The organism is Streptomyces sp. bgisy027 (assembly GCF_057710365.1).
Window position 1 is genome coordinate 267515 of the sequence record NZ_JBYIVZ010000004.1, and the last position, 19004, is coordinate 286518.

Consider the following 19004-nt stretch of genomic DNA (forward strand, 5'->3'; position numbering starts at 1 on the left):
CCGGGAGCCATAAGGTATTGCGCAGGACCATTGATTGGGAAGGGGGTCCGGCCACATGTCGCAGACGGACACGGAGCACGGGGCGCCCGGGGCCGACGACCGGCTGACGTCGGTACTGCGGCCGGTGCGGGCCGGCAACGGCTTCGAGGAGGCCCTGGAGCAGATCCTCCAGGTCGTCCGGCTCGGCCTGGTGCCGGGCGGTGAACGGCTGCCCGCGGAGCGCGAGCTGGCGGACCGGCTGGGGATCAGCCGGGTGACGCTGCGCGAGGTGCTGAAGGTACTCCAGGACCAGGGCCTGGTGGAGTCGCGGCGCGGCCGCTACGGCGGCACGTTCGTCCTGCCGCGCCCCGTCAGCCCCGGCGAGGAGGAGCTGCGCCGCCGCCTGAAGGACGTCGACGTCGAGGACACGCTGCGCTTCCGCGAGGTGCTGGAGGTCGGCGCGGCCGGGCTGTGCGCGGCGCACGGGCTGGCCGAGGAGCAGGCGAACCGGCTGCGCGAGGCGCTGGCCCGCACCCACGACGCCCCGCTCGCCGAGTACCGCCGGCTGGACACCCTGCTGCACCTGACCCTGGCCGAGCTGTCCGGCTCCCCCACACTCACCGCCCAGTACGCGGCCGTGCGCGCGACCGTGAACGACCTGCTCGACTGCATCCCGCTGCTGGTGCGCAACCTGGAGCACTCCCAGCGCCAGCACACGGCCCTGGTGGAGGCCGTGATCGAGGGCAACGCGGAGTGCGCGCGGGAGATCATGCGCGAGCACTGCGGGGGCACGGCGGCACTGCTGCGGGGCTTCCTCGGCTGAGCGGCGCCCGGTCCCCGGTGCGGGTGGATTTACCGGCGATTAACGCAAGGGTATTGCGTTCGAGCGGCCGACCCGGCAAAGGTATGCATCCATTCCATTGAACCGGAGCCCGGTCGACCACCCCACCGTGCCCGGATCCGCCCGGTGTCCACCGCACGTGGGGAGTTGGCCATGTCCCTGGAATCCACGAACACACCACCCACCGCCCCGGAGGCGGACGACTATCTGCAGCGCAGAGCGCTGCGCCGCGGCAGCGCCGGCTGGGTGCTGCTGACCGGACTCGGCGTCGCGTACGTCGTCTCCGGCGACTACTCGGGCTGGAACTTCGGTCTGGCCGAGGGCGGCTTCGGCGGCCTGGCGATCGCCATGGTCCTCATGGGCGCCATGTACGCCTGCATGGTGTTCGCCCTGGCCGAGCTGTCCTCGATCCTGCCGACGGCGGGCGGCGGCTACGGCTTCGCCCGCCGCGCCCTCGGCCCGTGGGGCGGGTTCCTGACCGGTACGGCGATCCTCATCGAGTACGTTCTCGCGCCCGCCGCGATCGTCATCTTCATCGGCGACTACGTCGAGTCGCTGGGCCTGTTCGGCCTGGAGTCGGGCTGGCCGGTGTACCTGGTCTGCTTCGCGATCTTCCTCGGCATCCACCTCTGGGGCGTGGGCGAGGCGCTGCGCTTCAGCTTCGTGGTCACCGGCATCGCGGTGGTGGCACTGGTGGTGTTCGCGCTGGCGGCGCTGCCGGACTTCTCCTTCGGCTCGCTGGACGACATCCCGGTCGACATCTCGGCGGCGGGTTCGAACTCCTGGCTGCCCTTCGGCCTGCTCGGCATCTGGGCCGCGTTCCCGTTCGGCATGTGGTTCTTCCTGGGCGTCGAGGGCGTGCCGCTGGCCGCCGAGGAGACCAAGGAACCGGCCCGTACGCTGCCGAAGGCGATCCGCTGGTCGATGGCCATCCTGGTGGTGCTGGCCGTGGTGACCTTCTTCGCGGCGGCCGGCGCACGCGGCTCGGCGGCGATCCAGGAGGCGGGCAATCCGCTGGTGGAGGCGCTCCAGCCGGACGGCGAGGCGACGACGCTGAGCCGGATCGTGAACTACGCGGGCCTGGCCGGCCTGGTGGCGTCGTTCTTCTCCCTGATCTACGCGGGCTCGCGCCAGCTGTTCGCGCTGTCCCGCGCGGGCTACCTGCCCCGGTTCCTGTCCCTCACCAGCCGCCGCAAGGCGCCGTACCTGGGCCTGCTGGTGCCCGGCACGATCGGTTTCCTGCTGGCCGCGCTGTCCGGCAACGGCGCGCGGATGCTGAACATCGCCGTCTTCGGCGCGACCATCTCCTACGCCCTGATGTCCCTGTCGCACATCGTGCTGCGCCGCCGGGAGCCGGAGCTGGAGCGGCCGTACCGCACGCCGGGCGGGGTGCTGACCTCGTCGGTCGCGCTGGTGCTGGCGTGCGCGGCGCTGGTGGCCACGTTCCTGGTGGACGTGACGGCGGCGGTGATCGCGCTGGTGGTGTACGGGGTGGCCGTCGCCTACTTCGGCCTCTACAGCCGTAAGCACCTGGTGGCCAAGGCTCCGGAGGAGGAGTTCGCGGCGCTGGCGGCGGCCGAGGCAGAGTTGGCACGGGACTGACGTTTCGAGAGTTGAGGGAGTTGCTGTGGCCAGGCCGCTGATCGGAGTCAGCACCTATCTGGAGTCCGGTGCGCGCTGGGGCGTGTGGGAGCTGGAGGCTGCGCTGCTGCCGGCCGGCTATCCCCGGCTGGTGCAGCGGGCGGGCGGCCTGGCCACGATGCTGCCGCCGGACGACCCGGAGCACGCGGCCGCCGCCGTGGCCCGGCTGGACGGGCTGGTCATCGCCGGCGGGCCGGACGTGGAGCCGGTCCGCTACGGCGCGGAGCGCGAGCCCCGTACGGGGCCCCCGGCGCGTGAGCGGGACGCGTGGGAGCTGGCGCTGATCGACGCGGCGCTGGCCGCCGGGGTGCCGCTGCTGGGCATCTGCCGGGGCATGCAGCTGCTGAACGTCGCCCTCGGCGGCACGCTCCAGCAGCACATCGACGGGCACGCGGAGGTCGTCGGTGTCTTCGGCAGCCACACCGTGAAGCCGGTGCCGGGCAGTCTGTACGCCGCCGCGGTGCCGGAGGAGACGTCCGTGCCGACCTACCACCACCAGGCCGTGGACCGGCTGGGCGAGGGCCTGGTCGCGACGGCCTTCGCGGCGGACGGCACGGTGGAGGCCGTGGAACTGCCTTCGGCCGAGTGGGTGTTGGGGGTGCAGTGGCATCCGGAGATGGGGGAGGACTTGCGGGTGATGCGGGCACTGGTGCGGGCCGCCGCCGGCTGAGGCGCGGCGTCTCTTCGGCCCGTCCGGCGTTTGAGGACGAGGCCGGTCACGGCCGAAGCGGGGGTCCGGGGGCGGCAGCCCCGGGGGACGGGACGGGTGGGGGCGGCGGGGGCGAGGAGATCACCCCCGGGTCAGCGCCAGCAGGTCCCGCGCCGGCCCCACCGGCCGGTGCCCCGTCGGCCACACCGCCCTCAGGTCGCGCGCGAGCGAGACGTCCGCCAGCGGCACGGCCACCAGTCGCCGCATCGACAGCTCCTCCCCCACCGCCAGCTCACTGAGCACCGCCGGCCCCGCCCCGCTCACCGCCGCCGCCTTCACCGCGGTCGTCGACGACAACTCGATGAGCGGCCGCGCCAGACCCCCCAGCGCCGCGTCCAGCACCTGCCGCGTCCCCGACCCCTTCTCCCGCAGGATCAGCGGAGTCGCCGCCAGCTCCGCCCCCTCCAGCGGCCGCCGCCGACGCGACCACGGATGCCCCGGCGCCGTGACCACGATCAGGTTGTCGTGGGCGATCACCACGGAGTCCAGCCCCGTCGGCACGGTCAGCCCCTCCACGAACCCCAGATCCGCCTCGTCCGCCAGCAACCGCTCCGCCACCGCCGCCGAGTTCCCGGCGAGCAGGGACACCGCGGTGTCCGGCCGCTGGGCCCGCAGGGCGAGCAGCCAGCCCGGCAGCAGATACTCCGCGATCGTCATGCTCGCCGCCACCCGCAACCGCGAGTCCCGCCGGTCCCGCAACGCCTGCGCCCCGGCGTCGAACGCCTCCGCCGCCTCCACGATCCGCCGCGCCCAGTCCGTCACCAGCGCCCCGGCGTCCGTGAGCCGGGAGCCCCGGGGCGACCGGTCCACCAGGGCCACCCCGAGCTGACGCTCCATCGACCGGATCCGGCTGCTCGCCGCGGGCTGGGTGATCCCCAGCTCCCGCGCCGCCCCGCCGAGACTGCCGATCCGCGCCACCGCCAGCAGCAGCTCCAACGCGCCGAGATCCGGGACACGGTGTGCCAGGGTTCCCGCGCGAAACTGCCCCTCCGCCGCCTGAGTCATAAGCCCAGTTTATGTCGCCATAGAGGCAAACTCCCTGGTGGGGGACGACCGCTGCGACGACCCTGAGCACATGGTCACCGCTGCCCGTCACCTCGGGCCCATTCGTCGCCGCGGCACCGTCCGTCACCTCGGACCCAACTGGTACTCCGCCGTCATGGGTACCGCCGCCGTCGCCACCGCCGGAGCCGGACTGCCGCTGCGCCTCTCCGGTCTGCGCCCCCTGTGCACTGCGGTCTGGGCGCTCTCCCTCCTGCTGCTGCTCGCCCTGCTCGGCGCCCGTGTCCGGCACTGGACCCGCCACCGCGACCAGGCCCGCGCCCACCTCCTCGACCCGGCGATGGCGCCCTTCTACGGCTGCCTGTCCATGGCCCTGCTGGCGGTCGGCGGCGGTGCCCTCACCGTCGGCCGGGACTGGATCGGCCCCGCGGCGGCGGTCGCGCTCGACGCCGTGCTGTTCGTCGCCGGTACGGCGATCGGTCTTGCCGCGGCCGTCGCCGTCCCGTACCTCATGGCCGTACGCCATCGCATCGAACCGTCGCAGGCCACGCCCGTGTGGCTGCTGCCGCTCGTCGCGCCGATGGTGTCCGCCGCGCTCGGGCCGCTGCTGGTGCCGCATCTGCCGCCCGGCCAGGCCCGGGAGACGCTGCTGCTCGCCTGTGTCGCGATGTTCGGGCTCAGCCTGCTGGCCACGCTGCTGATGCTGCCGCTGGTCTTCGCCCGGCTGATCACCGGCGGCCCGCTGCCCCTCGCGCTCACCCCGACCCTGTTCCTGGTGCTGGGCCCGCTCGGGCAGTCCACCACCGCCGTCGGCGCGTTCGCCGACCTCGCCCCGGGGGTGGTCCCGGCGCCGTACAGCGAGGGCTTCGGGATTCTCGCCGTCCTGTACGGCGTGCCCGTGATGGGCTTCGCGCTGCTGTGGTTCGGGCTGGCCACCGCCCATGTGGTGCGCGCCCAGCGGCACGGCATGGGCTTCGCGATGACCTGGTGGGCGTTCACCTTCCCGGTCGGCACCTGTGTCACCGGCGCCGCGGCGCTGGCCCGGCACACCGGGCTCGTGGTGTACGAGGGGCTGGCCGTCGGGCTCTACGCCGTGCTCGTCGTGGCCTGGACCGCGGCGGCCGTCCACACCGCCCGCGGGCTCTTCAGCGGCGCGCTGCTCGCAGCGCCTCGGACAGCACTCGTGGTGCCTCGGCCAGTGACGGGCCGTACCACGTCAGGTGCCGTCCGCTGACGAGCGCGCAGGGCAGGCCGGGGAACGCCTCCGGCCCGTCGTCGGCCGTGAAGCGGTAGGGCTCGTCGGGCAGGACGACGACGTCCGGGGCGGACGCGAGCAGGTCGTGCGGGGGGATGCGCGGATAGCAGTCCTCGTGGGTGGCGTGCAGGTGGTCCACGCCGAGGCGGGCCAGGACGTCGCCCGCGAAGGTGTCGCGGCCCAGCACCATCCAGGGCCGCCGCCAGATCGGCACCACGGCCGTCGTACGGCGCTCCGGGGCCGGCAGCGACGACCAGGTCCGCTCCGCCTCGTCCAGCCAGCGCGGGCGCGCCGGCACTCCACACGCGTCCAGTACGCGCGCCAGCTCGCGGAAGGCCTGCGGCACGTCCCGCACCTCGGTCACCAGGACCTCGACGCCGGCCGCGCGCAGGGCGTCGAGGTCGGGGGCGCGGTTCTCCTCCTCGTTGGCGATCACCAGATCGGGCGCGAGGGCGACGATCCGGTCCGCCTTCGGGTTCTTGGTGCCGCCGACGCGGGTGACGTCCAGCCCCGCGGGGTGGCTGCACCAGTCCGTGGCTCCGACGAGCGCGCCGGGGGCCGAGACGGCCACGGCCTCCGTCAGGGACGGCACCAGCGAGACGACGCGCATCAGCGTCCCGGCCGGTCCCGGACCGCCTCGATGTGCTCCGCCACCGCGACCACGACCACGCGGGTGTCCGGCACGGTCGCCCGCCAGCGGTGCCGCACCCCGCCGGTGAGATAGAGGGTGTCGCCGCGGCCGAGGCGGTAGGCGCGGCCCTCGGCCTCGATCTCGACGGCGCCGTCGGCGACGTACATCAACTGGTCGTTGCGGAACTGGAATTCACGGCCCGCGTCGTGGTCGCCGGTGAACTCCGAGGCGTGCATCTGGTGGTGACCGCGCACCAGGGACCGGGTCCGGGGCTCCGGCGCCAGTTCGGTGGTGTCGGCCCGTACGACGTCGACGCTGCACGCGGGATCGGCGGCGGCGAGGAGTTCGACGGCGGTCGTCCGCAGCGCGTCGGCGACCTTTTCGAGGGAGCTCCGGCTGGGGCGCGCCCGGTCGTTCTCGACCTGGCTCAGGAAGGGCACCGACAGGCCGCTGCGCTCGGCCACGACCGCGAGGGTGAGGTCCAGCGCACGGCGCCGCCGCCGTACGGCCGCGCCCACCCGAAGGGGCTGTTCTTTGTGGTCGCCCATCGCTCCGGCTCCCTCCTTCGCTCGTCGGTCCACTGTCCTCGCGCCCGACTTCCGGCGCACACCTTCTGTTGAGTTCTCTGCACCCTACGCATGTTCGGCAAACCGTTTCATGCGGCCGTCACATCGACGACACATCGGGTGAGGTACGACCCGCAGGTTCGCGCCAGCCGATCCGCTCGCGCGACCCGCCGGGCGCCCCCGTGGCGCCCCTGACTGCCGCTCAGTACGCGAGCGCCGCTGTTCTGTTCAATGCGTCCGCACTCTTCCATGTTCCCTCGTCCGTGCCGATGAGTGGGCCTGGGCAAAGAGGTGGTGAGGAGGAGCGCGCGGGGGCGGGAAGTCGGTGCCGGTCAGAGGGAGTTCGCAGGGCCCGGTTCAGGTGGTGGGATAGCGCTGCGTGGTTGGCCGGATCCTTTTCGTAGCATGCCGGGTGACCGTGCGGAGACGCCGCGAGGGGCGGGCCGGCCGTACGGAGGGGAAAACGTACGGCGTGACCCACCCCTCGGGTGGCGGTCGGGCCCGTCAGGTCACCCGGCCGCCCGGCTCTTCTCCTGGGACCCGGCGACCGGGGCCCACTTGTCCAGCAGGCCCGGGTTCCGCTTCAGCCAGGTGCGCACCGCGTCCTGTTCCTTGCCCTTTCCGGCCTTGGTGATCTGCGACTCCAGGCTCGTGAGCTGCTTCTCGGTCATGGAGAAGTCCTTCAGCCACTCGCCGACCTCGGGGTTGTCCCCGGCGAAGCCCTTGCGGGCCAGCGTGTGCACGCCGTCGCCCTTGCCCCAGGCGCCCTTGGGGTCCTTGAGCTTGGTCAGGTCGTAGTCGCTGTACGCCCAGTGCGGCGACCAGAGCGTGACGAGGACGGGCTCCTTCTTGGCGTACGCACGCTTGAGCTCGGCGAGCATCGCGGGCGTCGAGCCGTCCACGACCTCGTACGTGCCCTGAAGGCCGTACTTCTTGAGGACGGTGTCCTTGAGCATGCCCATCATCCCGGCGCTCGGCTCGATGCCGATGATCTTGCCCTTGAACCTGGAGGCGTTGTTCTTGAGATCCTCCAGCGAGTTCACGCCCTTGACGTACGAGGGGACGCTGAGCTCCAGGGAGGTGGGGCCGTACCAGGAGCCGAGGTCGTCGAGCCGCGTCCCGTACTTCTTCCAGTACTCGGCGTGCGTGGTGGGCAGCCAGGAGTCCGTCTCGAAGTCGATCTGACCGGTGGCGAGCCCGGTGTAGAGGGGCCCGGCGGCGTACTGGCCGGTGGTGACCTTGAAGCCGCGCCGCTCCAGCAGTTCCTTCCAGAGGTACGTGGAGGCGATGCCCTCGTCCCACGGGATGTAGCCGATCTTGAGCTCCTTGCCCTTGCCGACATCCGTGGCGGAGGCCTCCGCGGTGCCGGAGGCGGGGCCGAGGACGCCCATGCCGCCCGCGACGAGGGCCAGCGCGGCCACGCCGGCGACGGCGACGACCGGGCGGGGGCGGTGGTTCCAGACCTTGACGCGCCCCGCGGCTCGCGCCTTGGCGGCGGCGCGGCGGCCGAGCGGGGAGGTCTGGGCGCCGAGCGCGCCGGTGATCCGGTCCAGGTAGATGGCGAGGACGACGATGCCGACGCCCGCCTCGAAGCCGAATCCGATGTCGAGCCGGCCGATGGCCTCGTTGACCGCGCCGCCGAGGCCGCCGGTGCCGACCATGCCGGCGATGACGACCATCGACAGGCTCAGCATGATGACCTGGTTGATGCCCGCCATGATCGTCGGCAGCGCGAGCGGCAGCTGGACGCGCAGCAGGGTGTCACGGGGTGTGGTGCCGAACGCCTCGGCCGCCTCGACCAGCTCGGCGTCGACCTGGCGGATGCCGAGCTCGGTCATGCGGACGCCGGGGGCGAGCGCGAAGATCAGGGTGGCGATGACGCCGGCGGCGGTGCCCAGGCCGAAGAAGAGGATGGCCGGGATCAGCAGCACCATGGACGGCATCGTCTGGAGCAGGTCCAGGACGGGCCGTACGCTCGCGCTGACCGTCTTGGAGCGGGCCGCCCAGATGCCCAGCGGGATGGACAGCACCAGGGCGATGACGGTGGCGACCAGCACGAGGGCCAGCGTCGACATGGCGCGGTCCCACAGGTCGAGCGAGTCGACCAGTACGAACCCGCCGAAGGCGAGGACGCCCGCGACCAGACCGCGCAGCCACCAGGCCAGCACGGCGAGGATGCCGGCGAGGAGCAGGGGCTCGGGGGCGGTCAGGACGGCGTTGACGCCGTCGTACATGCCCTCCACGACCGCCTTGATCGCGTCGAAGAGCCAGCCCATGTGGGCGACCAGCCAGTCCACGCCGGAGTCGACCCGGTCGCCGAGACGCAGCCTAGGCATGGGCGATCACCTGCCCCTCCGGGTTGTCGCAGGGCGAGGGGTCGGCGCCCTCGTCGCCGAGGAACGCGACCAGCCGCCGGCGCGGTACGACGCCGATGACCCGGTTCTCCTCGTCCACGACCGTCACTCGGTGCGACAGGCGGGCGCTGATCGCGCACAGCTCCACGAACGACGTCTCGCCGGTCGCGGTCTCGCACGTGCACAGCGGGGCGTCGGCGGTGACCGAGGTGTCCATGAGGGCGCCGGCGGTCAGCACACGCGAGCGGTCGACGTCCTGGATGAAGGAGGCGACGTAGTCGTCGGCCGGGCGCAGGAGGATGTCCTCGGCGGTGCCGGTCTGCACGATGCGGCCGTCGCGCATGACGGCGATGCGGTCGCCGAGGCGCATGGCCTCGTTGAGGTCGTGGGTGATGAAGACGATCGTCTTCTTCAGGGTCTTCTGGAGCCGGAGCAGCTGGTCCTGCATGTCACGGCGGATCAGCGGGTCGAGCGCGCTGAAGGACTCGTCCATCAGGAGCAGGTCGGCGTCGGTGGCGAGCGCACGGGCGAGGCCCACGCGCTGCTGCATGCCACCGGACAGCTCGTCGGGCCAGGACTTCTCCCAGCCGCCCAGACCGCACAGCTGAAGGGCCTCGGCGGCGCGCTTCTCACGCTCGGCGCGCGGCACGCCCTGGACGGCGAGGCCGTAGGCGGCGTTCTCCAGCACGCTGCGGTGCGGGAACAGCGCGAAGTGCTGGAACACCATGCTGATCTTCTTGGCACGGACCTCGCGCAGCTCGCGGTCGCTGATCGCGGTCAGGTCCCGGCCGTCGAAGCGGACGTGCCCCGCGGTCGGCTCCAGGAGCCCGTTGAGCAGGCGCAGCAGGGTGGACTTGCCGGACCCGGACAGGCCCATGACGACGAAGATCTGGCCGGGTTCGACGGTGAACGAGGCGTCGATCACGGCGGCGGTGGTGCCGTCCGCGCGCAGCTCCTCACGGTCGGCTCCCTGGCGGAGCCGCTCGACGGCCTTCTCCGGTCGTCTGCCGAACACCTTGTACAGATGGTCGGCCTCAAGCCTGGATGACACGGGTACCTCTTGTCTCGACGGCAGATGAAGGAGCGACTGGCGCAACAGTTGCGCAGGGGGCGTCGCTCCGAGCTGGCGCTTGCCCTGGTTCCCCGCACACAAACGCACAAGTGGTCCAGACCACAGGGTGGGTACGCGGCGCAACGCGGCGCAACGCGGCGCTCACCGAACAGCTCGACGTCGGTGCCGTACGGCATGACGGCTCGATGTCAGTGCCGTACGGCATGATGCGTGACGTGACCGGACGACTGATGCTCCTCGACACCGCCTCGCTGTACTTCCGCGCCTACTTCGGCGTCCCGGACTCCGTGAAGGCCCCGGACGGCTCTCCGGTGAACGCCGTGCGCGGGCTCCTCGACTTCATCGACCGCCTGGTCAAGGACCACCGCCCGGACGCGCTCGTGGCCTGCATGGACGCCGACTGGCGGCCCGAGTGGCGGGTCGAGCTGATCCCCTCCTACAAGGCGCACCGGGTCGCCGAGGAGCGCGAGGCGGGCCCGGACGAGGAGGAGGTGCCGGACACGCTGTCGCCGCAGGTGCCGGTCATCGAGGCCGTCCTGGACGCGCTCGGCATCGCGCGCGTGGGCGTCGCCGGGTACGAGGCGGACGACGTGATCGGCACGTTCACGGCACGCGCGAAGGGCCCGGTCGACATCGTCACCGGCGACCGCGACCTCTACCAGCTGGTGGACGACGAGCGCGGGGTGCGGGTGCTGTACCCCCTCAAGGGCGTCGGCACCCTCCAGCTCACCGACGAGAACTGGCTGCGCGATAAGTACGGCGTCGACGGCGGCGGGTACGCCGATCTGGCGCTGCTGCGCGGCGACCCGAGCGACGGCCTGCCGGGCGTGCCCGGGATCGGCGAGAAGACGGCCGCGAAGCTGCTGGCCGAGTTCGGCGACCTGGCCGGGATCATGGCGGCGGTCGACGACCCGAAGGCCAAGCTGACGCCCTCGCAGCGCAAGCGGCTGGACGAGTCGCGGCCGTATGTCGCCGTCGCCCCGAAGGTGGTTCGGGTCGCGCAGGACGTCCCGCTGCCCGACGTCGACACCACGCTGCCGCGCACACCCCGGGATCCGGCGGGCCTTGACGAGCTGGCGGTGCGCTGGGGGCTGGGCGGATCGCTCCAGCGGCTCCTCGTGACGCTGGGGGCGTGAGACGACGGGGCGTGAAAGCGCGTCCCGGTCGTGCGCTTGGGGCTCGTGGCACGGGGAATTCGTTCCGTAGGTGAGCGACATGCACCGATCCATGAACGTTCATGGCGGCATTCGCCAGGCGGAGGTGCTAACTTAGGTAAACCTAAGCTTGGAACGAGGGAGGCCAGTGATGGCGCTACGCCCTGCCCGCAAGCCGCGGAAGCCCCACTCCGCGCAGGTCATCCGTACCGAGCGGCTGACCCCGCACATGCAGCGTGTGGTGCTGGGCGGTGACGGGCTCGCCGATTTCGCGGCCGACACCTGCACGGACCATTACGTGAAGATGCTGTTCTCCCCCGACGGCGTGGCCTTTCCCGAGCCGTTCGACCTGGAGCGCATCCGCGAGGAGCTGCCGCGCGAGCAGTGGCCGGTGACGCGGACGTACACGGTGCGGGCCTGGGATCCCGAGCATCGTGAACTGACCCTGGACTTCGTGATTCACGGCGACGAGGGCCTGGCCGGCCCCTGGGCGATGCGCGCCGAGCCGGGTGAGACCGTGCGCTTCATGGGCCCCGGCGGCGCCTACGCCCCCGACCCGGACGCCGACTGGCATCTGCTCGTCGGCGACGAGAGCGCGCTGCCCGCGATCGCCCGTTCCCTGGAGTCGCTGCCGGAAGGCGTCACGGCGTACGCCTTCGTGGAGATCTCCGGCCCCGAGGAGGAGCAGAAGATCGACTCCGACGTGGAGGTCATCTGGCTGCACCGCGGCTCGCGGCCGGTCGGCGAGGCGCTGGTCGAGGCCGTGCGCTCGCTTGCCTTCCCCGAGGGCCGGGTGCACGCGTTCGTGCACGGCGAGGCCCACTTCGTGAAGGAGCTGCGCCAGCTGCTGCGCGTCGACCGCGGCATCCCCCGCGGGGACCTCTCCATCTCCGGCTACTGGCGCCTCGGCCACAACGAGGACGGCTGGCAGGCGTCGAAGCGGGACTGGAACGCCCGGATCGAGGCGGAGCAGGAGGGGGCGGCGCCGGCGGCGTAGCCCTAGGACGGGGGTGGGGCGGCACCTTGCGGGTGCCGCCCCCATTCATGTCTCGGCTCCGACCGTCTCGGACCGACCGCCGATACGACCGGAACGTCCAGATGGACAGCCACACCGCGGCGACGGCCAGTGCGAGCAGCCCACCGCCCCGTGCGAGCACATCCCCCCGGTCGGGATGGTCGGACATGGCCGAACGGCCCGCGACCATGGCCCAGTTGCGGATCGAAGTCGGCTATGTGTCGCATCCAGTCGGGCATCTGCGACGGTGCAATGAAGGCCGACGACAGGAACGTCAGCGGGAGCAGCAGGAAGGTGTTGATCCCGATGATCGACTCGAGCTCCTGCACCCGCATGCCGAGCGCGTTCGACAGCGCCCCGAAGATGGTCCCGAGCAGGACCGAGGCGACGACCAGGACGGCTATGCCACCGACGCCGCCCGGGTAGTCGGCACCGCCCAGCAGGCCGAGCAGCACGATGACGACCGACTGCAGGGCGGTGACCAGACCGTTGTTGACGACGTTGCCGTTCATCAGCGCGGCGCGGCTGACCGACGTGGTCAGAAACCGGTTGAGCGGGCCCCGCTGGATCTCGTCGAGCGTGCTCATCCCCGCCCACATGTTGGAGCTGAGGGCGCTCATCACGACGACGCCCGGGACCAGGTAGTCGAGGTAGGAGAAGGTGCCGAAGCCACCCAGCTCGACGACGTTCTTGAACAGGCTGCCGCACAGGAAGAGCCAGATCACCGGCTGGGTCAAGGTGTTGATCGCATACACCGGCTGCCGTACGAACACCATAAGTTGACGCTGTGTCATGTATCAGGTCCGGGAGATCGCGGTGCTCATCGTGCGCCTCCGGTCCCGGCGAGGACGAGGTCCTCGGCTCCGCCGGCCTCGGCGTAACGCCGGCCCGCGTAGCGGAGGTAGACGTCATCGCGGGACGGGCAGGCGACGGTCGCGGTGGCGACGCCGACCCCGGCGCGTTCGAGCGCGGCGAGGAGCGCGGGCATCGCCGTGGCCCCTTCGTCGGCCCGCACACTGACGCGGCGCCCGGCGACCAGCACCTCGTGCACACCCGGCAGTGCCCCGAGCGCACCGGCGAGGAGCGTATGCCCCGCTTCCCCGACCGATTGACACAGCTCCACATGGACGGCATCACCGCGGAGTTCGCCCTTGAGAGCGTCCGGTGTGCCCGCGACGACAATCCGGCCGCGGTCGACAATCACGATGCGCTCGGCGAGCCGGTCGACCTCCTCCAGATAGTGCGTGGTGAGCAGGACGGTCATGCCGTCCTCACCGGCCAGCCGCCCGATCTCGTCCCACATCGCGGCGCGCGTCTCCGGGTCGAGGCCGGTGGTGGGCTTCTCCAGGAAGCGCACCTCGGGCCGGTGCACCAGACCGAGGGCGGCATCGAGGCGGCGGCGCATTCCGCCGGAGTAGCCCTTGACCGAACGGTCCGCGGCGTCGGTGAGCCGGGAGCGGTCGAGCGGCTCGGCGACCCGGCGGCCGAGGCCGGCGCGGCCCAAGCCGTACAGCCTGCCCTGAAGTTGCAGGTTCTCACGCCCGGTGGCAACCGGATCCGCGCCGGAGTTCTGGGCGACCACGCCGATCGCGCGGCGCACCCCGGTCCGGGTGGCGCAGCATTGGTCGTCACCCCTGTCGAACGTCGCCTGCGACCGCATTCGCCGGCTGGATCATGGTGACCGGCCAGATCGTGGTGGTCGCCGCGGCCGCGCTGGCACTGCAGATGGTGCTGTCGGCGCTCTGGTCCGGCTTCCAGCTGATCGGCACCGACCCCGCACCCACCTCAGCGGACGGAGCGGCCGACGCGGCACTGTTCGGCGTGATCCTGCTGGTCCTGACCACGTTGGTGAACCTCCTGGACAACAAGGTCCTGTCGCTGGTCAACCGGGTCGGGGGGACTGCCGAGATCATCGGCGCGGTCCTGATCATCGTGCTGCTGCTGACCCACTCCGAGCGCTCCCCCAGCATCACGTCCCACTCCGAAGGCGCCGTCCAGTCAAGCCTGTTGGGCGCGCTGCTGGTCGGCTCGTTCACGGCCGCGTACGTGATGATCAGCTTCGACGGCGCCGCTGAGATGAGCGGCCCCTGCTGCATCGGGGCGGGGGCAGTGGCGGGGCCGTACGCCCTCCTCATCAGCTCTGCCGCCGTGATTCTGATGATGTTCACCTACCTGCTGCGGGAAAGCCGCGCCTAGGTCTTGGACTGCCCGGCGATGCCTCAAACGGACCGCTGGCCTGGGCAGATGGTGCCTCGACGGCCGGCCCGTCCGGTCAGTCGCCCTTCTCGCGGGCGTGCGGGTGCATGTCGTACCGGCCGTCCGCGTAGAGCGCGGCGCTGCGCTTGGTGCCCTCCAGGGCGAAGCCCGTCTTGGTCGCCACGCGGCAGGATGCCTCGTGGCGGACGGCGTGCATGGATTCCAGGCGATGGAATCCGATGTCGTCCAGGGCCCAGCGGGCCAGAGCAGTCGTCGCACGGGCGGCGACGCCCTGGCCGCGGGTTTCGGCGGTGGTCCAGTAGGCGACTTCGGCAGTCCTCGTGCCAGCCCTCGATCCAGCCGCCGCCCTCCTCCACGGAGTCGGCGGAGGAGGCGACAACTGCGAGGTGAATCCTGGTGGTCAGGCCGCCACGTGTACGGCCAGGCGCATGGCCGTCGGGATCGCCGCCAGGCCGTCCGGACCCGTCCGACCCTGATCGTGAGCCCCTTTCGCGAGCCTCGGCGGCGTAGTGGTAGGCCCGGCAGACGGTGGAATCGATGGAGACCTCCCATGCGATGATGCCGCCGACATCCACCTTGCCCTGCAGTTTCTCCCAGATGCGGGTCCTGGTCCTGCCGATCTGCCAGCACCGGGAGACCGCATATGCCGTCTCCCAAGACCCGTATCGCTGGAGGACGTCCCACCATGGCGAGCCGGTCCGAGCGCGCCTCCAGATCCCGTCGAAGAACTGCCCCCGTCCCGCGGTGGCCTGGCCGTCCTCGGGATGGGCTGCAACAGCGGCTCCAGCCAGTCCCATTGGGCATCGGAGAGATCTCCACGAGCCATCCCGACAGCGTTCCACGCCCTTGAACAACATCTCAGGCTTGTTCCAGCCGGGCCAGGTCCTCGTTGTAGTACTGGAGCCGTACACCGGGGGCGGCGTCGAGGTAGCGCGCGGAGATGCGGTGCCAGGCATCCATGTTGGCGTTCCAGTCCCTCATGCTCAGCAGGCAGCGGTGCAGTCCTTGCCGCACGTCCTCATCAAGATGCATGCCGTTTGCGACGCGGATGGTGAGCATCTGCTCGGCTTCGAGGAAGTCCTCGATACGGGCGGCCATGCGCTGGAGGGTCTCCTCAACGGCTGTTTCAAGACGGCAGCCGCGGGCCTGGCTGATCACGGTGACGATGTTGGAGGTGTCGGCAGCGCTCCTCTCCTTGGCCATGGAATGCAGGTCATTGCACCAGGCGCAGTAGTCGACCGTCGCGGTCACGCAGGTCTGGTACTCGGGGCTGTGGTAGAGCTGCGGCGGTAGTTCGGTCTGGGCAGCCAGTTCGACCAGGTCCATCCACATAACCATGGCCACGGAGCGGCGCCGGAGCTCGATGTAGTTGTCGATGGTTTCACTGGCACCGATGCTGCGGTTGTCGAACTCGCGGTCGTTGGCTGCCACTACTCCCTCCCAGTGCTGGGTGAAGCGACGCCACCATACGCCGGAGAAGTGGGGGCGGATGCGGCGCAAGATGTCACCGAGGGCTCGCGGCGCCGGATGGTCCGCGTTCGAGTCGACGGGGTCGTGGACAACCTCGCGGATCTGAGTGACCTGCCTGCGCCACTCGTGTTCCTTGCCTTCGATGATCAACCGGTCGTGCTGATCGTCCCAAAGGAAGAACCAGCATGTCAGGTCGGCCAGGATCTGGGCGCCTTCACGGGTGGCGCCATAGGAGTACCGGGTACCCAGGTGGGCGTAGGCAAGCCGATCGAAGTACTCGGCGGCCATGCCGGGCGACATCATGCCCATCCGCTGGACCCAGTCCTTGGACTGCGCACAGACGCTGCGGGCGCGCGGGTCAATCCTGCCGATATAGGGAACGGGAACGCTCGGTATCTGCATGCTAGCCCCAGGGTGGTGGTAGCGGTCGTCCCTCATAAAGCTCTATTCGGCTTCCAGGCGAAACAGCTGCATGCTCATGTAGAACACGGCGCGAAGCGCATATTCCGAACACGCTCTAATCCGACCGGTCCGAATCTCGACCAGGTCGCCATGAGCGGGCAGCGAGTCGAGGAACTCGACCGGGAGCCACATCAGCGGGAGTGCATGCCCGACAAGGGGCAACGCCCTGGGCGCTGTCCCAGTGACGAAGGTGGTGGCCATGAGCGGTTCCTCTCCCCCTATGCAGGCTGCGCAGTCGGAAGCGCATTTCGCACCGCTTCGTCGATCGCCTCGCTGCGGGACAGCCGTTTGTGGTGCTCCAACAACAGGACGAGGTTGTGCGCATCATGAATTGCCTGTGACATTTCCTTCCCTTGTTGCATGTGTTGTCGAAAGATCTCGCTCAGTGGAAAAGCCCAGGCGGAAAGGGCGCCGAGTAGTTCGGTGGAAATACGGGAGAGCCGCGCCAATGAGTCGGAGGCGTTCACAAGTGCGCCTGGGCGGTCTGCCGCACGTCCCGATGCCGCCTGGGCCGGCTCGAACCGTCGCGCGGCCGGCAAGCCGACGGATCTGCGTGGCATGGCAGATGTCGCTGCCGGGCGGGGACAGCAGTTGAGGGATCGGCGCCTGAAGACTTCGCTGCCTGCCGGGCCGTCGACGAGCGGATACGGTCCGGGGCGTGGCCGAGGGCGCCGGTGACCTCCTCGTAGCCCTGCTGACCGCGAGCGGAATGTTGCAGCGGGTTGGGCAGTTACAGCCGGCTTCGCGATGTTTCTCGTTCGCCGGAGGACACGTTGAACCAATGTCGGACAGTCCCCACCAAACGGTCTGCTCATGGGCCACAGGAACGGCACCATGGGCGAAGCGGGCGGTCGATAACACGCCTGGGCCGGGTGTGGTCATGCGCCCTCCGTATGGTGGGGTCCGTCGGGCGCCACAGACGCGCGACGGAGGCCTGGGACAGGGACATGGCGGGAGAGACGAGGGCTCGGACGACGTCGGGGCTTCGGGCAATCAAATGCTCGACATGGGAACGCACCAATGACGTTGCGGATTGCACGGATGTGAGCGCCGTCAGCCTAGATCAAGCCCACGTGGTCGATCAGGCGACCCAAGACGTCCGCACAGTGGGGTGGCCGCCTACCGCTGGCGAGCGTGAACAGGACCAGGGTCTACGTGCGCGAAGATCGTCCAGGCGGGACGTGGCGTGCCGTCCGGCCCCCCGAACCCGTTGAGCAACTCGTCGCGCAGATCGAACGACCCAGTCGGCGTCGGAGGCGCCCTTGGGCAAGTCGACAATCCGGTGCAGGCCAAATCCGCCGATCTTGCCTGCCAGTTCGACCAGCCGCTCCGCCGACAGTGCCCCCACCGGCGTTGGAACCCACATCTCCGACAACGCCTGTCCCACAGTCGGTCCCTGGTCCACAGACATCACCCCACGCGCTCGGCCGAAAGGAGGAGCACGCCGCTAAGGCCACTGTTGCGGCTTGTTGCGACCTGGACAAGTCTAGAAGTGTGCCAGCCATAAGCCCAGGGCGTAAGGCGCACGCATGTACACACCGATGCGTACGCAACCCAAGAAGTGCGCCCCGAAGAAGACCCGCACTGCGTACTTCCGCGGGATTCGCGCCTCACCTCGCGCGCGCGTACGCCCCACCGAAACGAGACAGAGTCCTCGCCGTCGTGCCCCTCGTAGACTTGATTGCGATGAGACGCCGTACTCCGCCCCCACCCTCTCCCCTGCCGCAGCGCGAAGGGGTGGATCCGGTGCGGTTTCGGTTGCCGACGGGGGACGCATGGGCGACCGTGCGCGACCATCTCGTGGCACGGCTCGCGCCCAGGGCCGAGGTGATCGACGGGATGCTGGACGCGGGGCGGATCGTGGACGCCACCGGGAGTCCGGTGTCCAGGGACACGGCGTACCGGCCCGGAATGTATGTGTGGTTTCACCGCGAGCTCCCCGACGAGGAGCGGGTGCCGTTCGCGGTCGACATCGTGTACCGGGACGAACACGTGGTGGTGGTGGACAAACCGCACTTCCTGGCCACCACGCCGCGCGGAAGCCATGTCGCCGAGACGGCCCTGGCGCGACTGCGGCGGGAACTGGGCACCCCGACGCTGAGCGCGGCGCACCGGCTGGACCGGCTGACGGCCGGGCTGGTTCTGCTCACCGTGCGGCCGGAGGAGCGAGGGGCTTATCAGACGCTGTTCCGCGACAAGCGGGTGGCGAAGGAGTACGAGGCGGTGGCCCCGTACGACCCCTCAGTGGACCTGCCAAGCACCCTGCGCAGCCGGATCATCAAGGAACGCGGCGTGGTGGCGGCCCGCGAGGTCGAGGGCGAACCCAACGCAGTTAGCCGGGTCGAGTTGCTGGAGCACCGGATGGGGCGTGCCCGGTACCGGCTCGTACCGCTTACCGGGCAGACGCACCAGCTGAGGGTGCACATGAGCGCCTTGGGAGTGCCGATCCTCGGCGATCCCCTCTATCCGGTGGTGACCGGCCCCGCGGCTGCCGGTGACTTCCGGCGTCCGCTCCAACTGCTGGCGCGGATGCTGGAATTCACCGATCCGATCACGGGGCGCGAGCACCGCTTCGTGAGCCCGCGTGTGCTGCGGGCCTGGTCGTCGTACGACGAGTGGGCCGGGTAGCCCTGGCG

At 70.6% G+C, this 19004-nt stretch carries 16 protein-coding genes and 3 pseudogenes; 8 read left to right on the forward strand and 11 right to left on the reverse strand.

Annotation, left to right across the window (positions count from 1 at the left end):
• Positions 1-55 precede the first annotated feature (55 nt).
• The 3 genes from AC3ETA_RS06435 to AC3ETA_RS06445 all read left to right on the forward strand — a co-directional run bounded on the left by AC3ETA_RS06435 (position 56) and on the right by AC3ETA_RS06445 (position 3131).
• Positions 56-802: a FadR/GntR family transcriptional regulator gene (locus tag AC3ETA_RS06435; protein ID WP_432191815.1), complete on the forward strand. Its 747-nt coding sequence runs from the start codon at positions 56-58 to the stop codon at positions 800-802.
• A 171-nt stretch (positions 803-973) separates the two neighbouring features.
• Positions 974-2422, forward strand: a complete 1449-nt coding sequence (gene eat / locus AC3ETA_RS06440) for an ethanolamine permease (RefSeq protein WP_432191816.1) — start codon at positions 974-976, stop codon at positions 2420-2422.
• Between the two features lie 37 nt (positions 2423-2459).
• Positions 2460-3131, forward strand: coding sequence for a gamma-glutamyl-gamma-aminobutyrate hydrolase family protein (locus tag AC3ETA_RS06445; RefSeq protein ID WP_432191857.1), 672 nt, complete (start codon positions 2460-2462; stop codon positions 3129-3131).
• Positions 3132-3251: 120 nt separating this feature from the next.
• Here the strand turns inward: AC3ETA_RS06445 and AC3ETA_RS06450 are convergent, their stop codons facing one another.
• Positions 3252-4175 (reverse strand): LysR family transcriptional regulator, encoded by a 924-nt coding sequence (locus tag AC3ETA_RS06450; RefSeq protein ID WP_432191817.1) that lies wholly within the window; start codon positions 4173-4175, stop codon positions 3252-3254.
• A 70-nt stretch (positions 4176-4245) separates the two neighbouring features.
• On the opposite strand from AC3ETA_RS06450, the gene AC3ETA_RS06455 reads away from it, so the two are divergent.
• Entirely contained in the window at positions 4246-5406 is a 1161-nt protein-coding gene (locus tag AC3ETA_RS06455) for a TDT family transporter (protein WP_432191818.1), read from the forward strand.
• On the opposite strand, the gene AC3ETA_RS06460 is transcribed toward AC3ETA_RS06455, so the two are convergent.
• From AC3ETA_RS06460 to AC3ETA_RS06475, 4 genes are all read right to left on the reverse strand, one after another.
• Positions 5318-6037: a helical backbone metal receptor gene (locus AC3ETA_RS06460; protein ID WP_432191819.1), complete on the reverse strand. Its 720-nt coding sequence runs from the start codon at positions 6035-6037 to the stop codon at positions 5318-5320. The genes AC3ETA_RS06455 and AC3ETA_RS06460 overlap by 89 nt on opposite strands.
• Positions 6037-6606 carry a helix-turn-helix domain-containing protein gene (locus AC3ETA_RS06465; protein WP_432191820.1) on the reverse strand — a complete coding sequence of 190 codons (570 nt, stop codon included), beginning with the start codon at positions 6604-6606 and terminating at the stop codon, positions 6037-6039. Before AC3ETA_RS06465 ends, AC3ETA_RS06460 begins: the two co-directional genes overlap by 1 nt.
• A 527-nt stretch (positions 6607-7133) precedes the next feature.
• Positions 7134-8960 (reverse strand): ABC transporter permease/substrate binding protein, encoded by a 1827-nt coding sequence (locus AC3ETA_RS06470; RefSeq protein WP_432191821.1) that lies wholly within the window; start codon positions 8958-8960, stop codon positions 7134-7136.
• On the reverse strand, positions 8953-10029 hold the full coding sequence (locus tag AC3ETA_RS06475) for a quaternary amine ABC transporter ATP-binding protein (protein ID WP_432191822.1): 1077 nt from the start codon (positions 10027-10029) through the stop codon (positions 8953-8955). Before AC3ETA_RS06475 ends, AC3ETA_RS06470 begins: the two co-directional genes overlap by 8 nt.
• 206 nt (positions 10030-10235) lie before the next feature.
• Between AC3ETA_RS06475 and AC3ETA_RS06480 the strand changes: the two genes are divergently transcribed.
• Together AC3ETA_RS06480 and AC3ETA_RS06485 are read left to right on the forward strand one after the other, a co-directional pair.
• On the forward strand, positions 10236-11186 hold the full coding sequence (locus AC3ETA_RS06480; RefSeq protein ID WP_432191858.1) for a 5'-3' exonuclease: 951 nt from the start codon (positions 10236-10238) through the stop codon (positions 11184-11186).
• Positions 11187-11355: 169 nt separating this feature from the next.
• Positions 11356-12201 carry a siderophore-interacting protein gene (locus AC3ETA_RS06485; protein ID WP_432191823.1) on the forward strand — a complete coding sequence of 282 codons (846 nt, stop codon included), beginning with the start codon at positions 11356-11358 and terminating at the stop codon, positions 12199-12201.
• Between the two features lie 70 nt (positions 12202-12271).
• Here AC3ETA_RS06485 and AC3ETA_RS06490 read toward each other — a convergent pair.
• Together AC3ETA_RS06490 and AC3ETA_RS06495 are read right to left on the reverse strand one after the other, a co-directional pair.
• Positions 12272-13013 (reverse strand): annotated as a pseudogene (locus AC3ETA_RS06490) (ABC transporter permease); the annotation flags it as partial.
• 26 nt (positions 13014-13039) lie between these two features.
• Positions 13040-13841 (reverse strand): annotated as a pseudogene (locus tag AC3ETA_RS06495) (ATP-binding cassette domain-containing protein); the annotation flags it as partial.
• Positions 13842-13893: 52 nt separating this feature from the next.
• Between AC3ETA_RS06495 and AC3ETA_RS06500 the strand changes: the two are divergent.
• Positions 13894-14415, forward strand: coding sequence for a hypothetical protein (locus tag AC3ETA_RS06500; protein WP_432191824.1), 522 nt, complete (start codon positions 13894-13896; stop codon positions 14413-14415).
• 76 nt (positions 14416-14491) lie between these two features.
• On the opposite strand, the pseudogene AC3ETA_RS06505 reads toward AC3ETA_RS06500, so the two are convergent.
• The 4 genes and pseudogenes from AC3ETA_RS06505 to AC3ETA_RS06520 form a co-directional block, all read right to left on the reverse strand.
• Positions 14492-14761: pseudogene (locus tag AC3ETA_RS06505) on the reverse strand (GNAT family N-acetyltransferase); the annotation flags it as partial.
• 533 nt (positions 14762-15294) lie between these two features.
• Positions 15295-16308, reverse strand: coding sequence for a terpene synthase family protein (locus AC3ETA_RS06510; RefSeq protein ID WP_432191825.1), 1014 nt, complete (start codon positions 16306-16308; stop codon positions 15295-15297).
• A 42-nt stretch (positions 16309-16350) separates the two neighbouring features.
• A complete protein-coding gene (locus AC3ETA_RS06515; RefSeq protein WP_432191826.1) occupies positions 16351-16569 on the reverse strand; it encodes a hypothetical protein in 219 nt (72 codons plus the stop codon).
• 17 nt (positions 16570-16586) lie between these two features.
• Positions 16587-16835, reverse strand: a complete 249-nt coding sequence (locus AC3ETA_RS06520) for a hypothetical protein (protein ID WP_432191827.1) — start codon at positions 16833-16835, stop codon at positions 16587-16589.
• 1219 nt (positions 16836-18054) lie between these two features.
• Here AC3ETA_RS06520 and AC3ETA_RS06525 point away from each other — a divergent pair.
• On the forward strand, positions 18055-18996 hold the full coding sequence (locus AC3ETA_RS06525; protein ID WP_432191828.1) for an RluA family pseudouridine synthase: 942 nt from the start codon (positions 18055-18057) through the stop codon (positions 18994-18996).
• Positions 18997-19004: the final 8 nt, after the last annotated feature.